The sequence below is a fragment of the Nonomuraea montanisoli genome, assembly GCF_013363975.1.
In the GTDB taxonomy this organism is placed as follows: Bacteria; Actinomycetota; Actinomycetes; order Streptosporangiales; family Streptosporangiaceae; genus Nonomuraea; species Nonomuraea montanisoli.
Genome location: NZ_JABWGN010000016.1, coordinates 129766 through 150667, shown reverse-complemented (window position 1 = coordinate 150667; position 20902 = coordinate 129766). Strand labels below are relative to the sequence as shown.

At 71.0% G+C, this 20902-nt stretch carries 16 protein-coding genes; 5 read left to right on the top strand and 11 right to left on the bottom strand.

Annotated elements, in window-relative coordinates:
- The first annotated feature begins 146 nt into the window (after positions 1 to 146).
- Together HTZ77_RS35420 and HTZ77_RS35415 are read left to right on the top strand one after the other, a co-directional pair.
- Positions 147 to 1580: a hypothetical protein gene (locus HTZ77_RS35420; protein ID WP_175594109.1), complete on the top strand. Its 1434-nt coding sequence runs from the start codon at positions 147 to 149 to the stop codon at positions 1578 to 1580.
- 477 nt (positions 1581 to 2057) lie between these two features.
- On the top strand, positions 2058 to 3233 hold the full coding sequence (locus HTZ77_RS35415; protein ID WP_175594108.1) for a GNAT family N-acetyltransferase: 1176 nt from the start codon (positions 2058 to 2060) through the stop codon (positions 3231 to 3233).
- On the opposite strand, the gene pdxR is transcribed toward HTZ77_RS35415, so the two are convergent.
- The 9 genes from pdxR to HTZ77_RS35370 all read right to left on the bottom strand — a co-directional run bounded on the left by pdxR (position 3215) and on the right by HTZ77_RS35370 (position 13549).
- Positions 3215 to 4666, bottom strand: coding sequence for a MocR-like pyridoxine biosynthesis transcription factor PdxR (pdxR, locus tag HTZ77_RS35410; protein ID WP_175594107.1), 1452 nt, complete (start codon positions 4664 to 4666; stop codon positions 3215 to 3217). The genes HTZ77_RS35415 and pdxR overlap by 19 nt on opposite strands.
- Positions 4667 to 5059: 393 nt before the next feature.
- Entirely contained in the window at positions 5060 to 6658 is a 1599-nt protein-coding gene (locus tag HTZ77_RS35405; RefSeq protein WP_175594106.1) for an FAD-dependent monooxygenase, read from the bottom strand.
- 460 nt (positions 6659 to 7118) lie between these two features.
- On the bottom strand, positions 7119 to 7409 hold the full coding sequence (locus HTZ77_RS35400) for an MTH1187 family thiamine-binding protein (RefSeq protein WP_175594105.1): 291 nt from the start codon (positions 7407 to 7409) through the stop codon (positions 7119 to 7121).
- A 106-nt stretch (positions 7410 to 7515) separates the two neighbouring features.
- Complete coding sequence (locus HTZ77_RS35395) at positions 7516 to 7839, bottom strand: hypothetical protein (RefSeq protein ID WP_175594104.1); 324 nt, start codon at positions 7837 to 7839, stop codon at positions 7516 to 7518.
- A 10-nt stretch (positions 7840 to 7849) separates the two neighbouring features.
- A complete protein-coding gene (locus HTZ77_RS35390) occupies positions 7850 to 8527 on the bottom strand; it encodes a uracil-DNA glycosylase (RefSeq protein ID WP_175594103.1) in 678 nt (225 codons plus the stop codon).
- Between the two features lie 138 nt (positions 8528 to 8665).
- Positions 8666 to 9568: a carbohydrate ABC transporter permease gene (locus HTZ77_RS35385; protein ID WP_175594102.1), complete on the bottom strand. Its 903-nt coding sequence runs from the start codon at positions 9566 to 9568 to the stop codon at positions 8666 to 8668.
- Positions 9565 to 10950: an ABC transporter permease gene (locus HTZ77_RS35380; protein WP_175594101.1), complete on the bottom strand. Its 1386-nt coding sequence runs from the start codon at positions 10948 to 10950 to the stop codon at positions 9565 to 9567. The genes HTZ77_RS35385 and HTZ77_RS35380 overlap by 4 nt, the downstream gene beginning before the upstream one ends.
- Before the next feature lie 12 nt (positions 10951 to 10962).
- Positions 10963 to 12294, bottom strand: coding sequence for an ABC transporter substrate-binding protein (locus HTZ77_RS35375; RefSeq protein WP_175594100.1), 1332 nt, complete (start codon positions 12292 to 12294; stop codon positions 10963 to 10965).
- A 7-nt stretch (positions 12295 to 12301) separates the two neighbouring features.
- The gene (locus HTZ77_RS35370; protein WP_328808953.1) at positions 12302 to 13549 is read right to left on the bottom strand and encodes an ABC transporter substrate-binding protein; all 1248 of its coding nucleotides are present in this window, start codon (positions 13547 to 13549) and stop codon (positions 12302 to 12304) included.
- Between the two features lie 127 nt (positions 13550 to 13676).
- Here HTZ77_RS35370 and HTZ77_RS35365 point away from each other — a divergent pair, with 127 nt between their 5' ends.
- Genes HTZ77_RS35365 through HTZ77_RS35355 form a run of 3 tightly spaced genes read left to right on the top strand, consistent with a single transcriptional unit; the run spans position 13677 to position 17229 of the window.
- On the top strand, positions 13677 to 14183 hold the full coding sequence (locus HTZ77_RS35365; RefSeq protein WP_175594099.1) for a PadR family transcriptional regulator: 507 nt from the start codon (positions 13677 to 13679) through the stop codon (positions 14181 to 14183).
- Complete coding sequence (locus HTZ77_RS35360; protein WP_175594098.1) at positions 14180 to 14908, top strand: ABC transporter ATP-binding protein; 729 nt, start codon at positions 14180 to 14182, stop codon at positions 14906 to 14908. The genes HTZ77_RS35365 and HTZ77_RS35360 overlap by 4 nt, the downstream gene beginning before the upstream one ends.
- The gene (locus HTZ77_RS35355) at positions 14905 to 17229 is read left to right on the top strand and encodes an ABC transporter permease (protein WP_235995624.1); all 2325 of its coding nucleotides are present in this window, start codon (positions 14905 to 14907) and stop codon (positions 17227 to 17229) included. Before HTZ77_RS35360 ends, HTZ77_RS35355 begins: the two co-directional genes overlap by 4 nt.
- A gap of 37 nt (positions 17230 to 17266) precedes the next feature.
- Here the strand turns inward: HTZ77_RS35355 and treS are convergent, their stop codons facing one another.
- Positions 17267 to 18952 carry a maltose alpha-D-glucosyltransferase gene (gene treS / locus HTZ77_RS35350; protein ID WP_175594097.1) on the bottom strand — a complete coding sequence of 562 codons (1686 nt, stop codon included), beginning with the start codon at positions 18950 to 18952 and terminating at the stop codon, positions 17267 to 17269.
- Between the two features lie 276 nt (positions 18953 to 19228).
- Complete coding sequence (locus HTZ77_RS35345) at positions 19229 to 20869, bottom strand: asparagine synthetase B family protein (RefSeq protein ID WP_175594096.1); 1641 nt, start codon at positions 20867 to 20869, stop codon at positions 19229 to 19231.
- Between the last annotated feature and the right edge of the window lie 33 nt (positions 20870 to 20902).

Below are 20902 nucleotides of genomic sequence, written 5' to 3'. Positions count from 1 at the left end.
CACCATCCACAGATCCCGGCCAGAGAACCCCCACCATCCACAGATCCCGGCCAGAGAACCCCCACCATCCACAGAACCGCGCTCGGCACCCCTGCCCCTCCCACCCCTTCGCCAAGCTGAGGGCCTCACCCACCCCGGAGGCCCTCATGAAGATCCCCCTGCCGCTGCCCGTGGCTCTGACGAGCCGGTTCGTCGTCGCCATCGAGCGCCTGCCGTGCCCGATCCCCGACCTGGTGCCGTGGCGGGTCGCCAAGCCGTACCGCAAGGCCGCCATGACCGCCTACGGCACGCCCGGCCTGGAGGTCACGCACCACCCGACCCCGTGGAGAGGCGTCACCACCCCACCGGGGAGCAGAGCGCCCCGGCGGCCGACCCCACCGCCGCACAGAGCCGGCTCGCCCCACCCCGACGCACGCCAGAGTGGGTCGTATGCCGGACGGCGGATCCCGGGCGCCGACGAACGCCAGGCCGCTCACCACCCCGCTCACCACCCCGAGCACCGAATCCCCGGCGCCGACCCACGGTTCCCCCTGCCCCAAGAGCACGGAACGCCGCACCCTGACGAGCGTCGGAGCGGACACCCTGACGAGGACGGACGCTGGCACCCGAACAAGGGCCGCCTCTCGCACCACGACGAGGGCCGGCTCCCAAACCACGACGAGCGCTGGATCTCGCACCACGACGGATGCCGCTTCCTGCACCACGACGAACGCCGGCTGCTGCGGCGCGCCAAACAGCACCTCGTCGTCTCCTCGACCGCGCCCCCGCACCAGCTCCCCGGCAGCGCCCAGACCGCCCGCGCCACGGCCCGTGCCCTGGCCCGGCAGTGCGGCGGCCTGGTCGTCGACCCGCTGACGGGGTCGACGGTGCCGAGCTGTGACCGGTGCCCCGACGAGCCCGTGGTCTTCCGGCTCGCCGACGACTGGCTGGGCTGGGACGTCCAGGTCCACGACGACGCCACCTGCCCGCCGTGGGACCCGGCGGACACGGCGGCGTGCGACTGCCTGCGGGTCACCTCGCGAGGGCTGCGCCGCTTCGCGCTGCCGGAGATCACCATCGACGGCGCCGCCTGCGCCCACACGCTGTGCGCCACCAACCTTCTGCGTACGGTGGCGCACCATCTGCTGGCCGACCACATGGCGTTCCTCGCGACACACCCGAGAGCCGACGTCCGTCTGATCGACGACCACCTGCACATCAGCCCGCCAGGCGACCCCATGGCGTGGAGCGAACCGCCCGAGACGACCGACCCGGCGGCGACATCGTCACACCGCCAAGCCCCGTGGACCGCAGGAGTCTCCTCCGCCATCACCGCCTCGCGGTCCGCCACCTCGTCCGCCCTCGCCGGGCCGTCGTTCGACGTACGCCTGACGCCCTGCGAAACGGAGCCCCCCGCCATGGGCAGACCGGGAAGCGTCCGCCGCCTCAAAGTCGCCCCGGTCTCAGGAACAGGCCAGGCGACCTGCCTCAAGCTCGGCCCGCCTTCGGGCTTCACCGGCTCACTGAACGACTGGCTCTGCGCCACCCAGGAGGCAAGCCCACCCCGGCCCGGCACCACCCCGTACCCCCTCGCAGCCTGACCCGCCACGCGGCGCGGTCCGCCACGCGGCGCAGCTCGCTCTGCGTCGCTGGCTCACCGTGGATCCCCGTGGGGTGTTGCTTACCGGCGCCAGAGCATTACGCGGCGACTTGAGCTGCCCACCTTGTGGCGCCAGCTCACCTTGGCTGCTCATCTGGTGGCGCGAGCTCACCACGAGGGGCCGGCCCACCTGAGCAGAGGCCACATGTCCTGGGCGCAGGCCCTAACTCTGAGGAGGAGCCCCAGCATGAACAAGGCCCCGGCATGAGCGCACCAGGATGCGGGGCCGCGTCAAGATGCGAGCGGGCTGCGCCAAGGTGTGAGCGGGCTGCGCCAAGGCGCGAGGGGGCCGGCGCGCCCGGCAGGCTGGCCAAGGTGCGAGAAAGGCACCCTTCCTGATTCGCCCACGATCTGCCCGGTGACGCCCCCACGACCTCCTCGATGATGAGATGAGCCCCCGAGACAGTGTGGAGAAGACGTGGCAGAAGACATCGTGCGGGGCGCGGAAGAGGACGACATGCCCGCCGTGCGGGCGGTGGCCAAGCGGTTCGGGCTGCTACGGGGCTGGCCCTCGGCCCCGGACTTCCTCGACGCCGAACGGGCCTTCGGCAAGCTCGTCCTCGCCCCCACGGCGAACGGGCAGGCCCGGGGTTTCGGCGGCACGCTGCGCCGCGGCGCCGTCACGCACCTGGGCGACCTGTTCGTGCTGCCCGAGCACCAGTCGTCCGGCGTGGGGCGCAGCCTCCTCGCGGAGCTGCTGGGAGGAGACGGACCGAAAGTCACCTTCGCCTCCTCGGACCCCCGCGCCATGAGCCTGTACATCCGGTACGGCCTGCGCCCCTGGTGCCCACTGCTCTACCTGACCGGCCCTGCCTCAGGATTGCCCGGTCCCGCCTCAGGGCTGATCGGTCCCGCCTCAGGGCTGATCGGTCCCGCCTCAGGGCTGATCGGTCCCGCCTCAGGGCTGATCGGCCCTTCCTCGGGGCTGCCCGGTTCCGCCTCAGGGCTGCCTGGCCCTGTCTCAGGAGTGTCCGGCTCCGCCTCAGGATTGTCCGGCCCTGCCTCAGGGCTGCCCAGCTCCGCCTCAGGACCGCCCAGCTCGGCCTCTGGACTCGTTGGCCTGCCGGTCGAGGAGGCGCGCCCGGAGGACGTCGCGGAGCTCGACGCGCGCGCCGGAGGCGGGTCGCGGACGGGCACACTCGCCTGGTATGCCTCCATACCGGGCGTCACCCTCTACACGACCGGCCACGGGTACGCCTTCGTCAGGGTGAGCGGCGGCGACGTCGAGATCGGCCCGGCCGGCGGTGCGACGCCACGAGACTGCACGGAGGCGGTGCTCGGCGCGCTCGCCGCGACGGCCCTGGCGAGCAGTGCTGAGAGGGCGCCAAAAGTGGCCCGGATCGAAGAGACGCCGGAAGTGGCTCGCGCCGGAGGGGCGTCGCAAGTGGCTCGGGGCGAAGGGACGCCACAACCGGCCCCGGCCGAAGGGGCGCCACAACAGGCCCGGATCGCGGTGCCGGGCGTGCACCCGCTCGTGTCGCTGCTGGTCGAGGCCGGGTGGAGGATCGGCGACCTGGACACGTTCATGGCCGACGACGGCGCCCTCTCCCTGATCCGTCCCGACCGTTACGTCCCTCATCCCGACCTCGGCTGAAGCTCGATCGCCGGCATGCGTTCCCGCAGGGCGTCGACGAGCGCGCTGAGGGCGCCGCCATAGGCGTGTTCGGCTGGGGTCGCGTAGCCGATGACGATGGCGAGCGGGGACTGCTCCGGCCGCTGGTAGAAGGGCGAGATGCCTTCGACATGGATGCCGCGTGCGGCCAGGTGGCCGAGAAGCGGGCCCTCGTGGTCCGACCCGGCGGGGAGGCGGAGGACGGCGTGCAGGCCGGCGGCGATGCCGGAGAGACGTCCGTGCGGCAGGTGCCGGGCGACGGCCTGGCCGAGGAGGTCGCGTCGCCGGCGGTAGCGGGCTCGGCAGCGGCGCACGTGCCGGTCGAGTTCGCCCGTCTGGACGAGCCGCGCGAGCACGAGCTGGTCGATGACGTTGACCGAGGACTCGTCCCAGCGCGTCGCCTCCCGCAGCGCGCCGAGCAGGCCGCCGGGCAGGACGAGCCAGGCCAGGCGCAGGCCCGGGGCGATGGTCTTGCTGGCGGTTCCGGCGTAGATGACCCGGTCGGGCGCCATGCCCTGAAGCGCGCCGACGGGCTGGCGATCGTAACGGAACTCGCCGTCGTAGTCGTCCTCCACGATGAACGCGCCGGTTCGCCTGGCCCAGGACACCAGCTCGACGCGGCGGGCGGGGCTCAGCGTGACCCCGAGCGGGTACTGGTGGGCTGGGGTGACAACGACGGCGCTCTCGTCCGTGAGCCCCTCGACGATCAGCCCGTCCCGGTCGACGGGGATGCGCCGCGCCCGGTGTCCCAGCTGTTCGACGAGCGCGGGGTGGTCGGGCTCGGTGGGGTCCTCGAAGGCGAACGCGCCCGCGGAGCCGCCGTGATGATGCCGGAGGACCTGACACACCAGGCGCAACGCGTGGGCGTAACCGGCGCACACCACGATGTGGTCGGGCGTGGTGCTGACGCCACGGGCCCGGCCGAGGTACTCGGCCAGCGCCTGCCGCAGCTCGACGGCGCCCGCTCGCTCGCGGTAGCCGAACGCGGTGTTGGGGGCGGTCTGCAGGATGTGCCGGGTGGCGGCGAGCCACTCGCGTCGCGGGAACGCGGCGAGGTCCGGAAAGCCGGAGCGGAGATCGATCCCCCGTACGGGCCGCAGGGTGGCGTGGGACGGGGGCGCGATCTCCGCGGGCGGCGCGGCGGGCTGGGGAGCGACGCGGATGCCCGAGCGCGGCTTCGACTCCAGATATCCCTCGGCGACGAGCTGGTCCAGTGCCTGGGTGACGGTGCCGCGGGCGATCCCGAGGTCGCGGGCCAGCGCCCGCGACGACGGCAGCCGTGTTCCCGAGCGGAGCCGGCCGCTGCGCACGGCGTCACGCAGGGCGTGTTCGAGCCCGGTGCGCAGACCGTGCCCTGTGCCGGGCCGGAGATGGACGTGGAGATCCAGCCCCCATCTGGACCACTCATCTTCCATGGATCTGGACTATATCCCTGAGCCAGATGTTCTCTACGTTCTCAGGAATGAGACATCTCGCCGCGGCCATCGGGCTCACGAACTATCTCCTCGGGCAGGCTCCGTGCCCGGATCGAGCAGGGGACGAGCGGCCGTGGGGGATCGCGCGGTGGGTCGGAGGCGCGACCGCACGGCCCACCGACCCGACTGATCCGGGCACGGATGACATGAGCGTTTCGGGCGCGGGTGATGCGACTGGTCCGGGTGCGGGTGGTGCGAGCGTTTCGGGCGCGGGTGACACGACTGCTTCGGGCACGGCTGACACGACTGATTCGGGTGATTCGGGCATGGTGACACGACTGGTCCGGGCGTGGTCGGAACGTGTGAAGCGACCCGTTGACGGAGGGGGGCCGGTCAGCGGCTGAGGACCTGGCGCAGGACGCGCTCCAGCGTGGCCGCCGGCGCGGGGTCCGGCTCCGGGGAGCGCCAGGCCACGTATCCGTCAGGCCGCACCAGTACGACGCCGCCCTCGCCCACGCCGTACCTCTTGCCGAAGGCCCCCTCCACGTCCGTCAGCTCGTCGCCCACCACGACCCGCGTGAGCTGGATCCCGAGCTGTTCCTGCACCCGGCGCCCGGCGTCCGTCCAGGCCCGCCCCTTCGGCCCGGCCAGCAGCACGAACCCCGACGCGAACAGGTCGATCGTGGAGATCCGCTGCCCGTCCCAGTCGAGGGCGACGTGCGGGGCCCTGCCGCCGGGCCGGCCGGTGGGCACGCGCGGGTCCTCCAGCAGCGAGCCGTCGTCGCCGGGCTCCGTCACGACGGCCGTCGAGTGGTAGCGGTAGCCGATCAGGGCCGGGACGTAGTCCTCCAGCGGCTCCGGGTAGTCGACGCGCTGGGAGGGCGGCATCCGCACCCCGAGGTTGGCGAGCTGCGCGTCGGCGGTCAGGGTGCCGATGGGGCGGCGCTCCGCGTCGTACGTGTCGAGGAAGCCGGGCCCGGCCTGGCCGGTGAGGACCAGCCAGAGCCGCCAGGCGATGTCGCAGCCGTCCTGCAGCGCCGTGCTGCCGCCCTGCCCGCCCGTGGGCGGCATGGTGTGGGCCGCGTCGCCGGCCAGGAACACCCGGCCGTGCCGGTACCGCTCGGCCAGGATGTGCGCCAGGGTGAAGGAGGCCGTGTCCAGGATCCGCACGTCGAGGTCCGGCACGCCGGTGGCGACGCGCACCAGCTCCACGCACCGCTCGGGGGTGAAGTCGGCCGCGCTCTCGCCCTTGTCGGGGTCGTAGTTGATGCCCACGACGTGCGCGCCGACGCCGGTGCCGGTGACGATCACGCCGGTGAACACGTCGTTCTGCAGGTACCACAGCGTGACCTCGCGCTCGCGGACGAGCCCGCTCAGGTCCGCGTCGAACATGATCGAGAACATGTGCCCGAGCGAGCCCTTGCCCGCGGTGGGGATGCCGAGCGCCTGGCGCAGTGGGCTGCGGTAGCCGTCGGCGGCCACCACGTAGTCGGCCCGGACCATGCTGTCGACGCCGTCCGACCGGATGACCGCCGTCACGCCTTCGCCGTCCTGGTCGAGCGTGACCAGCTCCGTGGAGAAGCGCAGGTCGGCGCCCAGTTCCTCGGCCTTGGCGCGCAGCACGCGCTCGATCTCGGCCTGCGGGGCACCCACCTGGATCGCGGGGGTGATCTCGGAGAGGAAGCCCAGTTCGTCGTCCTCGCTCGACATGATCATTTGGGGGTTCGGGGAGCTGAGGCTGGGGGCGATGGCGATGCGCATGTCGTCGCCGATGCCCTCCCAGATCTGGCCGAGGGCGTGCTCGACGCCGGGCACGGGACGCAGCAGCTCGACGGCTCGCGGGCCGACTCCGAACGCCTTGGGCTGGATCGAGGTGCCGGGGTGCCGCTCGACGAGCATGACGGGGATCTGCCGCCACGCGAGCAGCATGGCCGCGCTCAGCCCGGCGTAGCCGCCGCCGACGATCAGGACGGGCACTCGCTCGTGCTTCATGTCCACCTCTCAGGGGATGCGCGAAGGTCGAGGGACGCGTAATATCGCGTTCGCGTCGTCAAGAGACACGATATGTCGCGTTGGCGTGGGCGGTCAAGACATATCGCGTTTCCGTGCGGAGGTCCCCCGTAGGCCCAGGAGGTTCACCCATCTGCGAGACCTGCGCGTCCGCCTGTGAGTACGTGCCCGCCCGCGAGAGGTGCCTGGGCCCACAGTGCCGGGCACGCGGTCTCCCAGGCACAGGCAGTGGCTCTCGGGCGGGCAGGCTCGGGTCGCTCCCAGGAAGGCAGGCAGGCTCTGAGTGAGAGTGGAGACTCCCGGGAAGCGTCTCAGGCGCTGCAGGGAAGGTGCCAAGACCTCCTCGAAGGAGGCAGGGCTCGCGCGATGGTGTCAGGGTTCCCGCGAGGGACCGAGGCTCTTGGGAAGGCCCCGGGATGTGGCCAGGGCCTTCGGGAAGTGGCTAGGAAAGGTGGCGTTCCAGGGATTCGAGCTTGCTCGTCATCCCGTCCGTGACGCCCTCGCGCAGGTCGGCCTTCAGGACGAGGCTGACCCGGGGCGCGACCTCCGCCACCGCGTCCACGGCGCGCTTGACGACGGCCATCACCTCGTCCCACTCGCCCTCGATCGTGGTGAACATGGCGTCCGTGCGGTTCGGCAGCCCACTCTCCCTGACCACCTTGACGGCGCGCGCCACCGGCTCGGCGACCCCTTCGCCGACGCCCAGCGGGGTGATGGAGAACGCGACGATCACAGCGTGCCCTCTCGTGCGGGCGGGCACGGACGACCCCGTGCCCGGACTCTTCGCCGGCCTGACGGCCGGTCACGGCGCGCCTCAGCGCCGTGACCGGCTGCCGATGTCAGGCGTGCGCATGCTCCTCGTCGTCCTCGTCGTCCTCGGGCGCTTCGGACGGCTCGACACCCAGCATGGCCTCGCGGGGCTCGATCTCGTCGATGTGGTCCACGAGCTGGAGCACGTGGTCGGGCTCGATGAGCCACTGCAGCGCGGAGGCGCCGGTCTCGTCGGAGGAGACCAGCTCGGCCTGCTCGGCCCGCTCCTCGTCGGACAGGTCGGCGTCCGGATGCCGGATCTCGGCGAGCGCGGCGGCCTGCAGCGCGTTGACGTCGAGCACCTCGACGGTCAGCTCGACCGTGAGACGCAGGAATTTCTCGTTATCGCTCATGGCGACGATGCTAGGGCAGCTTCCACTCGACCGGGGTCGCGCCTTGCTGGATGAGCAGCTCGTTGGCCCGGCTGAACGGCCGCGACCCGAAGAAACCGTTGCGCGCCGACAGCGGCGACGGGTGGGCCGACTCGATGCGCGGCACCTGGCCGAGCATGGGCGCCAGGTTGCGGGCGTCACGGCCCCACAGGATCGCGACCATCGGCTTGTCGCGGGCCACGAGGGCGCGGATGGCCTGCTCGGTGACCTCCTCCCAGCCCTTGCCGCGGTGGGAGGCGGGCTTGCCGGGCATCACGGTGAGCACCCTGTTGAGCAGCAGGACGCCCTGCTCGGCCCACGGGGTGAGGTCGCCGTTCGCGGGACGTGGGAGCCCCAGGTCGGTCTCCATCTCCTTGTAGATGTTGACCAGGCTGCCCGGGATGGGCCGCACGTCGGGGGCGACGGAGAAGGACAGCCCGATGGGATGCCCGGGCGTGGGGTAGGGGTCCTGCCCGACGATCAGCACCTTGACCTCGTCGAAGGGCTGGCTGAAGGCGCGCAGCACGTGGGCCCCGGAGGGGAGGTACTGCCGGCCTTCGTTGATCTCGTTGCGCAGGAACTCGCCCATGTGGGCGATCTGCTCGGCGACGGGCTCCAGTGCCTGGGCCCATCCGGCTTCGACGACTTCGTTCAGGGGACGACCTGCCATGGCCGATCAGCCTATCCAGGTCTGGTGCGGCCCGTGCCCGAATCGGGCGCTCCGGCCGTACCGGAATGATCACAGAGCACGACGGAGCGGGCGCCCGCAGCCCCTGTGAGATGCGAGCGCCCGCTTTCGAAGGACCGGCTACTTGACGGAGCCGGCCATCATGCCCTGGACGAAGTACCGCTGGAAGGCGAAGAACAGGATCAGCGGGACGATCAGCGACAGGAACGCCCCCGAGGACAGGATGTCCACGTTGGATCCGAACTGCCGCATCTGCGACTGCAGGGCCTTGGTCATCGGCTGGCTGTCGGTGTTCGCGAAGACCAGCGCGATGAGCATGTCGTTCCACACCCACAGGAACTGGAAGATGCCCAGCGAGGCGATCGCCGGCTTGCCCAGCGGGAACACCACCGACACGAAGATCTTCCACTCCGGCGCGCCGTCCATCCGGGCCGCCTCCAGCAGCGAGGCCGGGATGCCGACGAAGAAGTTGCGGAGCAGGAAGATCGCGAATGGCAGGCCGAAGGCCGTGTGGAACAGCACCACGCCGGGGATCGAGCCGAAGATCCCCATGTCGCCGTACATCTTGGCGATCGGGATGAGCGCGATCTGGATCGGCACGATGAGCAGCCCGACCACGATGAGGAACAGCGTGTCGCGGCCCCTGAACTCCATCCACGCGAACGCGTAGGCCGCCATGGCCGCGATGCCGATCACCAGGATCGTGGTCGGCACCGTGATCGCCACGGTGTTCCAGAACGACGAGGTGAAGCCGCTGGCCAGCAGGTCGCTGTAGTTCTTGATGGTCAGCTCGGCCGGCTTGGTGAAGACCGTCCACCAGCCCTCGGCGTTGTTGACGTCCACCGTGCGCAGCGAGACGACGAACAGGCCGATCGTGGGCACCAGCCAGAACAGGCCGAGCAGCACCATGACGACCTGGATCACGCCGCTGCCGAGGCGGTCCACGATCTTGCTGACCAGGCCCCTGCGGGGGGCACCCGCGTGCAGGCCGGCGGGAGCGGCCGTGGCTGTCGCGGTCGTCATGCGTTCTCCCTCCTGAACCTGCGGATGTTCATGATCATGAAAGGCAGGACCAGAATGAGCAGGAAGATCGCCAGCGCGCTGCCGAGCCCCTGGTTGTTGCCGCCGCCGAAGGCCACCCGCCACATCTCCAGCGCGACCACGTTCGCCTGCGGCTGGACCGAGGACGGCGCGATGATGAAGACGAGGTCGAAGACCTTCAGCGTATTGATGATCATGGTGACGAAGACGACCAGCAGCACCGGCGACAGCAGCGGGATCGTGATCCGGCGGAACACCTGCCACTCCGTCGCGCCGTCGATGCGGGCCGCCTCCAGCGCGTCACGCGGGATGGCCGCCAGGCCCGCCGCGATGAGCACCATCGCGAACCCGGCCCACACCCAGACGAACGCGCCGATGATCGCCGGTGTGATGAGCGTCGGGCCGAGCCAGGTCAGGCCGTTGTAGGCGGCCTTGAAGTTGTCCTGCGGCAGCCGCACCACGTACGAGCCGGCGGGCAGTCCCTCGAAGCGGAACGAGCCGTCCTCGGCCGTCGTGGCGGTGCCGGCCACCTTGCCGTCCTTGACCGCCTCCACGGTCATGCCGGGCAGGCCCTTCTCGCCCGAGTCGACCTGGTTCGGTGCGCCCCCGCCGCCGGGGGTGAAGTCGAACCACACCGTGCCGGCCAGGCCGCCGCCGCCCGTGACCGCCTTGGCGGGCCGGGCGTTCCCGGGCATGGTCGCGGGCTTGACGCCCACGATCGGGATCAGCACCGGCTGTCCCGCCTGCGCGGGCTGCTTGGTGACGACTCCGCCGTCCTGCGCGGCCACCGCCGACTGGGCGCCCTCGCGGGGACGCGCCTCCGGGTAGCCCTGCGAGGAGGAGAACGTGTCGTGCACGGTCGTGAGGATGGCGTTGGCCACGCCTCTGTCCGGGGCCTCGTCGTACACCAGGCGGAAGATCACGCCGGCGGCCATGAGCGAGACCGCCATCGGCATGAACACGATGAGCTTGAACGCCGTCGCCCACCGGATCCGCTCGGTGAGCACCGCGAAGATCAGCCCGAGCGTGGTGACCACGATCGGCGCCACGACCACCCAGATCAGGTTGTTCCTGATCGTGGTGAGCATGCTGCCGTCGGTGAAGATCGTGGCGTAGTTCCCCAGCCCCACGAACCCCGAGCCCGAGGCGTCGAAGAGGCTGCGGAACAGGGAGTAGACGATCGGGTAGACCACCCAGACGCCCAGCAGCAGGGCCGCCGGGAGGAGGAAGGCGATGGCGACCGCCGGGGAGGGGCCGAGGCGTAGCTTGGTGCTGGGGGTGTCAGCCGGTCCTGAGGCGCCGCCGCGCGAGGTCTCCTCCTCGCGCGGCACCGCCGGGGCCGGGCCGTCCAACCGTTCGGTCACGGCCTTACCTCTTTACTTCCAGGCCTTCTTGGCCTCTGCCTCCAGCGCGGCCTGCGCGCCCTTGACGTCCGTGGGCTTGCGCAGGAAGTCCTGCAGGATCTTCCACTCGCCCTTGCCGTCGGTGCCGCCGAACGCGCTCGGCGCCAAGTCCGACATGTCGTAGCGGACGGCGTCGCCGGCCGAGACGATCGTCTGGCCGAGCTGCTTGGTCAGCGCGTCGGGGTAGTTGTCGGGGGAGACGTTCTTGTTGGGCGACAGGTAGCCGGGCAGCTTGGCCCAGATCTCGCCGCCCTCCTTGGAGGCGAGGAACTCCAGCAGCGCCATGGCGCCGGGGGAGTCCTTCATCGCGACCGCGACGTCGCCGCCGAGGACGACCGGGGCGGTGTCGCCGGCCTTCGGGAACGGGATGGCCTTGGCGTCCTCGCCGACCTTGCCCTTGGCCTGGGCGACGGAGGTGGCCACGAAGTCGGCCTCGATCACCATGGCGGACTTCTTGTTGGCGAAGACCTTGTTGGCGCAGGTCGGGAAGTCGGTCTGCATGGTGCCGGACGTCCCGTCGACCATGAACTCCTGCTTGCCGGCGATCTGCGCGATCTTCTCCAGCGCGGTGGCCACGCTCGGGTCGGTCCACGGGATCTCGTGCTTGGAGAGCTGGTCGTACTTCTCGGGGCCGGCCGTCGAGAGGTAGATGTTCTCGAACAGGTCGGTCAGGGTCCAGGCGGACGCGCCGCAGAGGGAGAACGGCGCGGTGCCGGAGTCGGCGATGGTCTGCGCGGCCTTCATCAGGTCGTCCCAGGTGGCCGGCTCCTGGACGCCGGCGTCCTGGAACGCCTGCGTGCGGTACCAGACCAGCGACTTGTGCGCCGCCTTGATCAGCACGCCGTACACCTTGCCGTCGGCGGAGCCGAGGTCCTTCCAGTACGGGGTGTAGTTGGTGTCGATCTCCTTGGTCACCGCGTCGGTCAGCGGCTTGAGCGCGCCCTGCTTGGCGTACTGCTGCACCAGGCCGGGCTGCGGGAGGATGGCCACGTCGGGCGGGCTGCCGCCCTGGATGCGCGGGCCGAGGTAGGCGCCGGTGTCCTCACCGGTGGAGGCGTAGGTGACCTTGGCGCCGGTCTTCTCGGTGAAGGCCTTGAGCACCTGCTCGAAGTTCTTCTGCTCGTCACCGGTCCACTTGGCGGCCACCTCGAGCTTGACGCCTTCGAGGGTCTTGCCGCCGCCGCCTGTGCTCGCCGAGCTCGCAGAGCTGGAGGCCGCGGGCCCGCTCGTCGTCGGCGCGTTGCCGCAGGCGGCGACGGCTACCGCGAGCCCGGCCAGGATGACTGCTGCGCTGGCTTTTGCCATGACTTCCTCACTGGGTTCTGATGATCTCTTCAAGTTCGGATCTCATCGAGGCCGCGACGTCGTCGGCGGACTCGGTGAAGGGAGGGCTGATGGCCTTGGCGACCGAGCTGGCGATCACCAGGCTCAGCTGGTTGTAGGTGGGACTCGCCGGCCGGAGCTTGGCGGCGAGGATGCTCTCCTTGAGCACGGGCAGGTACGGGAAGCGCCTGATCAGCTCGGGATCGTCGTACAGCTCGGTCCACACCGGCGGGAAGGACCCCTCGGTGAGGACCCGGCGCTCGTTGTCCAGGCCCGTGAAGTAACGGATGAACTCCTGTGCCGTCTGCTGGTGCTTGGAGGAGGCGCTGACGGCCAGGTTGGCGCCGCCGAGCGTGCTGGATCCGGGCCCGTCCAGGCCCGGCAGCCGCGTGACGCCGACCTTGCCGCCGATCCGCCCGATGGCCGGCCCGTAGGCGTGCGGCCAGTTGCGGGCGAAGGCGAGCCTGCCCTCCTGGAAGGCCAGGCGGGTCTCCTCCTCCTTGTAGGTGAGCGACTCCTTGGGGATCCAGCCCTCGCGCAGCCCCCGCTGGAGGAACTCCAGCGCGGTTTTCGCCTTGGCCGGGTCGAGCGTCACCTTCGTGCCGTCGGGGCTGACGACCTGCCCGCCCGCTGACTGCACGGCCTCGGTGAAGTTGACGGTCAGCCCCTCGTACGCAAGGAACTGCCCGGCATAACCCTCAATGTCATGCTTTTTCGTGACTGATAGCGCCTGTTCGCGAAGCTCCGCCCAGGTTCTGGGCGGCTTCTTCACGAGATCGGTGCGGTAGTAGAGCAGCCCCGCGTTGGTCGTGTACGGCACCGCCCAGAGCTTGTCCTTGTAGACCGCGGTCTCGACGGCCGTCGGCAGGAACCTGTCGAGCGGGAAGAGCCCGCGCTCCAGGGGGATGATCCAGCCGTTGTCCGCGAACTCCGCGGTCCACACAACATCCAGTCCGAGCACGTCGTACCGGCTGCTGCGGGCCTGGAGGTTGGCCACCATCTGAGCGCGCTGCTCGTCGGCGGCCTCGGGCAGTTCGAGGAGCGTCACCTTCTCGGCCGGGTGGGCCTGGTTCCAGCGGTCCAGCAGGGGTTGCAGGTACGCCGTGGTGTCGCGCCCGGTGGCGAACGTGATGGGACCCGTGCCGCCGGTCCCGGTGTCGCCACCGCCCTCGTCGCCCGTCCCGGCGCATCCGGCCGCCAGAAGGAAGGCCAGCACGATCGGAACGGGGCGAAGCACCCTGTTACCTCCACGTTTCTCGGGATTACATACGTGTTAGGTAGATGCATTCATGTTATGCATACGAGTAATGTGGAGGTCAACGGATGGGCACGTAACGCTCACGTAACGGGGAAGGGGGTGAGGCGTGCGGCCTCACCTGCTGGCCCTGCTGGCGAAGGAGCCGGCTCACGGCTACGAGCTGAAGCAGGCACTGGAGCAGACCTTCGGATCGGCCTACCCTTCCCCCAACATCGGCCAGATATACGTGACGCTCGGCCGGCTGGAGAAGGACGGGCTGGTCAGGGCCGTCGACGTCGAGCAGTCCAACCGGCCCAACAAGAAGGTCTACTACCTGACCGCCAAGGGCCGCGAGTCGCTGACCGCATGGGTCGAGGAGCCCACCGAAGGGCCGCGGGTGCGCGACGAGTTCTTCATGAAGCTCGTCCTCGCCCCCCTCACCGGCATCGCCGACCGCATGGCTCTCATCAGCCGCCAGCGGCGGCACTATCTTTCCCTCATGGCGGATTTGAACGACCTGCTCTCCCGCACCGACCCCCGCGACCGGGTGGCCGGGCTCCTCATCGAGGGCGCCATGCTGCACCTGCAGGCCGACCTCGACTGGCTGGAGCGCTGCCAGGAGGACCTCGCATGAGCGCCGTCCTCAAGGCGGTCAACCTGGTCAGGATCTACTCCGGCGGCGCCCTGCCGGTCCCGGCCGTCCGGGGGGTCGACCTGGAGGTGGAGGAGGGCGAGTTCGTCGCCATCATGGGCCCCTCCGGCTCCGGCAAGTCCACGCTCGTCCACATGCTCGGCGGCCTCGACACCCGCACCAGCGGCGAGATCTGGCTCGACGGCAAGCGCGTCGACACGCTGTCGGAGAGCGCCTGGGCGATGCTGCGCCGCGAGAAGGTCGGCTTCGTCTTCCAGTTCTTCAACCTCGTGGCCAACATGACCGTGGCCGACAACGTCGAGCTGCCGGCCCTGCTGGCCGGGATCTCGCCCAAGGAGGCCCGCGAGCGGCGTGAGAGCCTGCTCGCCGCCCTCAACCTGGCCGACCGGGCCGACGCGGCGCCCGCCCAGCTCTCCGGCGGCGAGCAACAGCGGGTCGCCCTCGCCCGGGCGCTGGCCAACAAGCCCAGCGTGCTGCTGGCCGACGAGCCCACGGGCAACCTCGACAGCCGCAACACCCGCGACGTGCTGCGCCTGCTCGGCGAGGTCCACAAGCAGGGCCAGACCATCGTCATGGTCACCCACGACGCCCGGGTGGCGAGCCTGGCCGACCGCCTGGTGTCGCTGTTCGACGGGCAGATCGTGGACGACGGCCGCATCGCGCGCCGCCGCACCGGCACCGCGGGCGAGGTCATCGACCTGCGATGACCACCCTGGAAGCCCGCGCCGAGCGCCCGGAAGCGCGCGTGATGACCACCGGCATGAGCACCGTGCGCGCCGGGAGACGGTGGATCGCGGCCGACCTGCGGGCCAGGAAGGGCCAGGCGGTCCTGACCGTGCTGCTCGTGGCCGGCATCGTGGCCGCCCTCATCGCCGCCGTCACCCTCCTGGAGGACGGCACCAACCCGTGGCGCAGCCTGTTCGCCCAGACCAACGGCGCCCACGTGTGGCTCTACACCAAGGACCGCCCGCCGGACGAGATCGGCGCCATCGACGGCGTCACCAGCGTCGCCGGGCCGTACCGGTCGGCGCCCGTCACCGTCGCGCTCGGCGGCAAGAAGGAGCCCGCGGGGCTGCGCGCGCTGCCCTCGCAGGCCCCGCAGGTCGCCCGGCCCGTCGTCACCGAGGGCAAATGGCTCGACGCGTCCCAGCTCGACGGCGTCGTGGTCGAGCGCTCGTTCGCGACCGCGCTGCGCCTGCGCACCGGCTCGTCGTTCACGGTCATCGCGCTCAGCGGCGAGCGCCACACCCTGTACGTACGCGGCATCGCCGACTCGGCCGACCAGGGCTTCTACCCCGAGTGGACGCCCGGCCTCGCCTGGGTGCTGCCGTCCATGCTCGACCGGATCGAGCCGATGCTCGGCCGCAGCGAATGGGTGACCGGGCTGCGCCTGTCCGACCCGGAGGCCGCGCAGATCGTCTCGCAGCGCGTCGTCGTGACGCTGGAGGACCAGCTCCAGCGCGTCTACACCTGGCGCGAGGTGCGGGCGGCCATGGAGCTCGACAACCGGCTGCTGGGCACGCTGCTCGCGCTGTTCGGCGTGGTCGGCATGGTCGCCGCGGCGCTCGCCCTGGCCAACGCGGCCGGCGGCCGGGTGCTCGGCCAGCTCCGCGACCTGGCCACGCTCAAGTCCATGGGCTTCACCGGCGGCCAGGTGACGCTGCTGCTGCTCGCCGAGCACGGGGCGCTCGCCCTGCTGGGCATCGCGCTCGGCGCCGTGGCCGGCTGGGCGGGCACGGTCGCCGTGCTCGGCACCACCTCCGTCGCCCCCATACCGGTGCTCGCCATCGTCGGCGGCACCGCGCTCGTCGTGCTGGCCGCCGTGGGGCTGCCCGCCTGGCGCGGCGGGCGCACGCCGCCCATCCCCGACGTCCCGGCCGCCCCGCCGCGCGGTCACCTGTCGCGGCTGGCCCGCCTGGCCCTGCTCGTACGGCTGCCGCCCGCCCTGGTCCTCGGCACCCGCGACGCCTTCACCCGGCGGCTGCCCGCGTTCCTGACCGCGTTCGGGCTGGCCGTGCCGATGATGATGATCACGATCGGGCTGGGCGTGTGGTCCACGCTCGACAACTTCCTCAGCCATCCCGAGCAGGTCGGCCAGCACGCCTCCCTGTACGTCCGCCCCGGCAAGCTGGAGTCGTCGCAGGCCGCGCGCATCGCGTCCCGCGACCCCGGCGTGCGCGCCGTCTACCCGGGCACCGACGTCAACGCCCTGGCGCCCGGCGAGGCCCGCTCCGTGCGGGTGCGGGCGCTCGGCAGCACCATCGCGCCGTACCCGTTCCCCGTGGTCGAGGGCCGCATGTTCGCCAGGCCCGGCGAGGCACTGGCCGGGCAGGGGCTGCTCGACCTGCTGGGCGTGCGGATCGGCGACCGCGTGCGGCTCACCGTGGGCGGCTCGCCGCTCATCGTGCGCATCGTCGGCCGCGCCGTCGAGCCCGACCTCGACGGCGAGGTGCTGTCGGTGGGGCTCGACAGCCTGGCCGACAAGGACGCGGTGCCGCCGGAGTACTACGCGCTGGCGCTGCGCCCCGGCGCCGACCCGGCCGAGGTGCGCACGCGGCTGCTGGCCGCCTCGGGGGAGAGCCTGGAGGTGCAGCGGGTGGTCAACCCGGCCGACCGGCTCTCGGTGATCCGGGTGGTGATCGTGGCCCTGATCGTCGTGCTCGCGCTGATCGGCCTGGCCAACCTGCTCACCGCCAGCGCGCTCGGCCTGCGCGACCACGCCTTCGACCTGGCCGTGCTCAAGGCCATGGGGCTGACGCCCCGGCAGGTCATGGCCACGCTCGTCACGGGCACCGGCCTGCTCGTCGTCGTGGGCGTCGCCGTGGGCGCGGCGGCCGGGGTGTCGATGGTGGCGGGCCTGATCGACCTGCAGGGGCACACGAGCGGGGTGGGGGCCGGCATCGGCCGTACCCCGTCGGCGCTGACGATGACGCTGACCGTGCTCGTGGCCGTCGGGGCCTCGCTCGCGGTGGCCCTCATCCCGGCCCGGCGGGCCGCACGCGCGCAGGTGCCGGTCACCTCGCGGTGACCGGCACCTGTCCCCTCCTCGCGGTACGCGCCGCCGTCTACTTCAGCGCGAACCAGTAGAAGCCGTGGCCCGGCAGGGTGAGCATGTACGGGGTCTCACCGATCACGGGGAACGGCACCCCGCCCCGCGCCTCCACCGGCGTCAGCCCGGCGAAGCGGCGCAGGTCGAGCTCCACCGGCTGGGGGAACTTCGACAGGTTGTTCACGCACAGCATCACGTCCTCGCCCTCCTCGCGGACGAACGTGAGCACGCACGTGTTGGACGACCACATCTCGGTGTAGGAGCCGGTGCCGAACACCGGGTGGTCGCGGCGGATCTCCAGCATGGTGCGCGTGAAGTGCAGCAGCGAGCTGGGGTTGCGCTGCTGGGCCTCGACGTTGACCGCCTGGTAGCCGTAGATCGGGTCCATGACGGCGGGCAGGTAGAGGCGGCCGGGGTCGGCCGTGGAGAACCCGGCGTTGCGGTCGGGGCTCCACTGCATCGGGGTGCGGACCGCGTCGCGGTCCTCCAGCCAGATGTTGTCGCCCATGCCGATCTCGTCGCCGTAGTACATGACCGGCGAGCCCGGCAGGCTCAGCAGCAGCGCCGTGAACAGCTCGATGCGGTCGCGGTCGTTGTCGAGCAGCGGCGCGAGGCGGCGGCGGATGCCGAGGTAGGCCCGCATGCGCGGGTCCTTGGCGTACTCGGCGTGCATGTAGTCGCGCTCCTCCTCCGTCACCGTCTCGAGCGTCAGCTCGTCGTGGTTGCGGAGGAAGATGCCCCACTGGGCCTTGTCGGGCAGCTTCGGCGTGCGCGACATGATCTCGGAGATCGGCTCGCGCGTCTGCTTCTTGACCGCCATGTAGATGCGCGGCATCAGCGGGAAGTGGAAGGCCATGTGGCACTCGTCGCCGCCCGTGGTGGGGTCGCCGAAGTACTCGACGACGTCCTCGGGCCAGCCGTTGGCCTCGGCCAGCAGCACCCGGTCCGGGTAGAGGCGGTCGACCTCGGCGCGAACCTTCTTCAGGTACGCGTGCGTCTCCTGCAGACCGGAGCAGGCCGTGCCCTCGCGCTCGAACAGGTACGGCACGGCGTCCAGGCGGAAGCCGTCGATGCCGAGGTCCAGCCAGAACCTCAGCACCTCCAGCATGGCCTCCTGCACCGCCGGGTTGTCGTAGTTGAGGTCCGGCTGGTGGTGGAAGAACCGGTGCCAGTAGTACTGCTTGCGCACCGGGTCGTAGGTCCAGTTGGACTCCTCGGCCCCGATGAAGATGATCGGCGCGTCGGGGTAGCCCGTCGGCTCGTCGGCCCAGACGTAGAAGTCGCCGTAGGGACCCTCGGGGTCGTGCCGGGACGCCTGGAACCACGGGTGCCGATCGCTCGTGTGGTTCATCACGAGGTCGGTGATGATGCGCAGGCCGCGCTCATGGGCCGACTCGATGAGCTGGACGAAGTCTCCCAGGTCCCCGAAGTCGGGGAGGATCTTCATGTAGTCCGAGATGTCGTAGCCGCCGTCGCGCAGCGGGGACTCGTACAGCGGCAGCAGCCACAGACAGTCCACGCCGAGCCATTCGAGGTAGTCCAGTTTCTCGACGAGACCGCGCAGGTCGCCTGTGCCGTCGCCGTTGGAGTCCTTGAACCCCCGGACGAGAACCTCGTAGAACACCGCCCGCTTGTACCAGAGAGGATCTTCCGAGACGAACGTCTCGTGAATCGGCTCCGGCGATGGGGATGCGTTGATCATGTGTCGCTCACAGAAGGAGATGTGGGCAGGACGGAGTCACCGGTTCCCCGGCGTTGTCATAGGTGACCGCGCCGCCTGGGGTCGTCATCCCTGCGAACCCCATGCCCTCGACGGGACCGGATTTGTGATCCGGTGCCCGCTTGTGCGGCGCTTACGGGCCGAACACTACCAGCCCCTCGGCTTTCCGGAACCCGGTTGTGCTGTGATCTCGTTCTACCCCTGGAGATCGAGATGTAATCGTCCTGTTACCGGGCGTTCATCTGGTAAGCGTGACGCCTAGAAAGGTGGCGCCAGCTCGCCCAGATCGTTCTCGAAGTCGTTCAGCCAGAGGCCCAGCAGCACCAGCCCGCGCACCCAGAACCGGTCGTTCCAGCCGCCGAAGCGCGTGAGCGCGTCGGGGCCGCCCCACACCACCTCGTGCAGCTCCTCCGACAGCAGCGCCGGCACCCGCTCGGCGACCGTCTGCAGCATCTGGTGCGCGTAGGCCCGCGCGGGGGCGGCCGTGGAGCGCAGCGGGACCCGCTGCAGCGGCTGCTTGACCACGTTCGTGGACGGCAGCGCCGCGACGCGCGGGTTGGCCGCGTGCAGCAGCTCGCGGTAGAAGCGGCCCTTGTCCTTGCGGGCCACGCCCACCGACAGCGCCGCGTCGAAGAAGTCGGGATGGATGAACGGGGCCGCGAACGACGCCTCCGGCCCGACCAGGTTGACCGCCGAGCGCGCGATGCCGCGCACGGTGCGCGTGTGCAGCACCGACAGCGGCAGCTCGGCCCGGTGCCCGTGGAGCATCGAGGTCGCGGCGGCGAACTGCTCCCGGACCGTCTCCTCGATCCACTCGTGTGCCCGCTCCGACAGGAACGGCCGCGACGGCTCGCCCAGGCTCAGCGAGCGCAGGATCGCGGCCGAGCGCTCGGCCTGCGACGTCGCCTCCAGCGCGGCGCCGCTGACCATGAAGTTCTTCAGCAGCGGGCCGCCCGCCAGGCCGTCGACCAGCACCCGTCCGGCCCCGTGGACCTCCTTGGCGAACGGCGCGTACCAGGCGTGGTGCGGCGTCAGGTACTCCAGCCGGCGCGCGACCTCGCGGGCGTCGCCGGGGTAGGAGGCCGCGTCCTGCGTGATCACCCGGTGCGGGACGCGCAGCTCGCGCGTGATCGCCCGCGCGAACGCGATGTCGGTGTCGGTCCCGTCGTCCGGGCTCGTCGTCCACGACTCCACGTCGGCGCCGCGCGCCACGGCCACCGCGCACAGCAGCCGCGAGTCGTAGCCGCCGCTGACCGGCACGAGCAGCCTGCGGCCCTCGTAGTCCTTGTAGACCTCGTGCAGGATCTCCAGCAGCTCGCCGGCGCTGATCCACGTCTCGTACGGCTCGCCGCGCAGCCAGCGCGGCAGCCGCCGCTCCGTGGCCAGCCGCCCCTGGTCCCAGACCAGCGCGCTCGACCCGGGCAGCCGCCTGATCCCCGCGAACGGCGTGGCCTCGCCCAGCGGGAACGTCACCTGGATGATCGACGCCCACGCCTCCCAGTCGATCTCCACCGGCACCAGCGCCAGCAGCGGCTGGATCAGCGACGAGAAGTAGACGGCCTCGCCGAGCCGCACGTAGTAGACGTCGACCAGGCCCAGCGCCCCGGCGTGCAGCGTGACCCGCTCGCCCGCGCCGATCAGGCCCGGCGTCTCGTACGTCTCCGCCACGGCCATCCAGCCGGCCTCGGGGGCGCCGGACGGCCTGCGCTCGCCCCAGGCGAACGCGAACGAGCCCTCACCGCGGTGGTACGGCGGCAGCGGCGCCGAGCTGAACAGCGCGGCCCCGTCGGCCTGCAGGGCCGGCCGCACCCGCGGCCCGGCCCCTGTGAGCTTGCCCAGCACGACGGGGTCGATCCGGCCGAGAGCGCCGCAGACGTAGGGCCGCACGTTGAACTGCACCGGATCTCATCCCTTCGAGACGCTTCCGCAGAA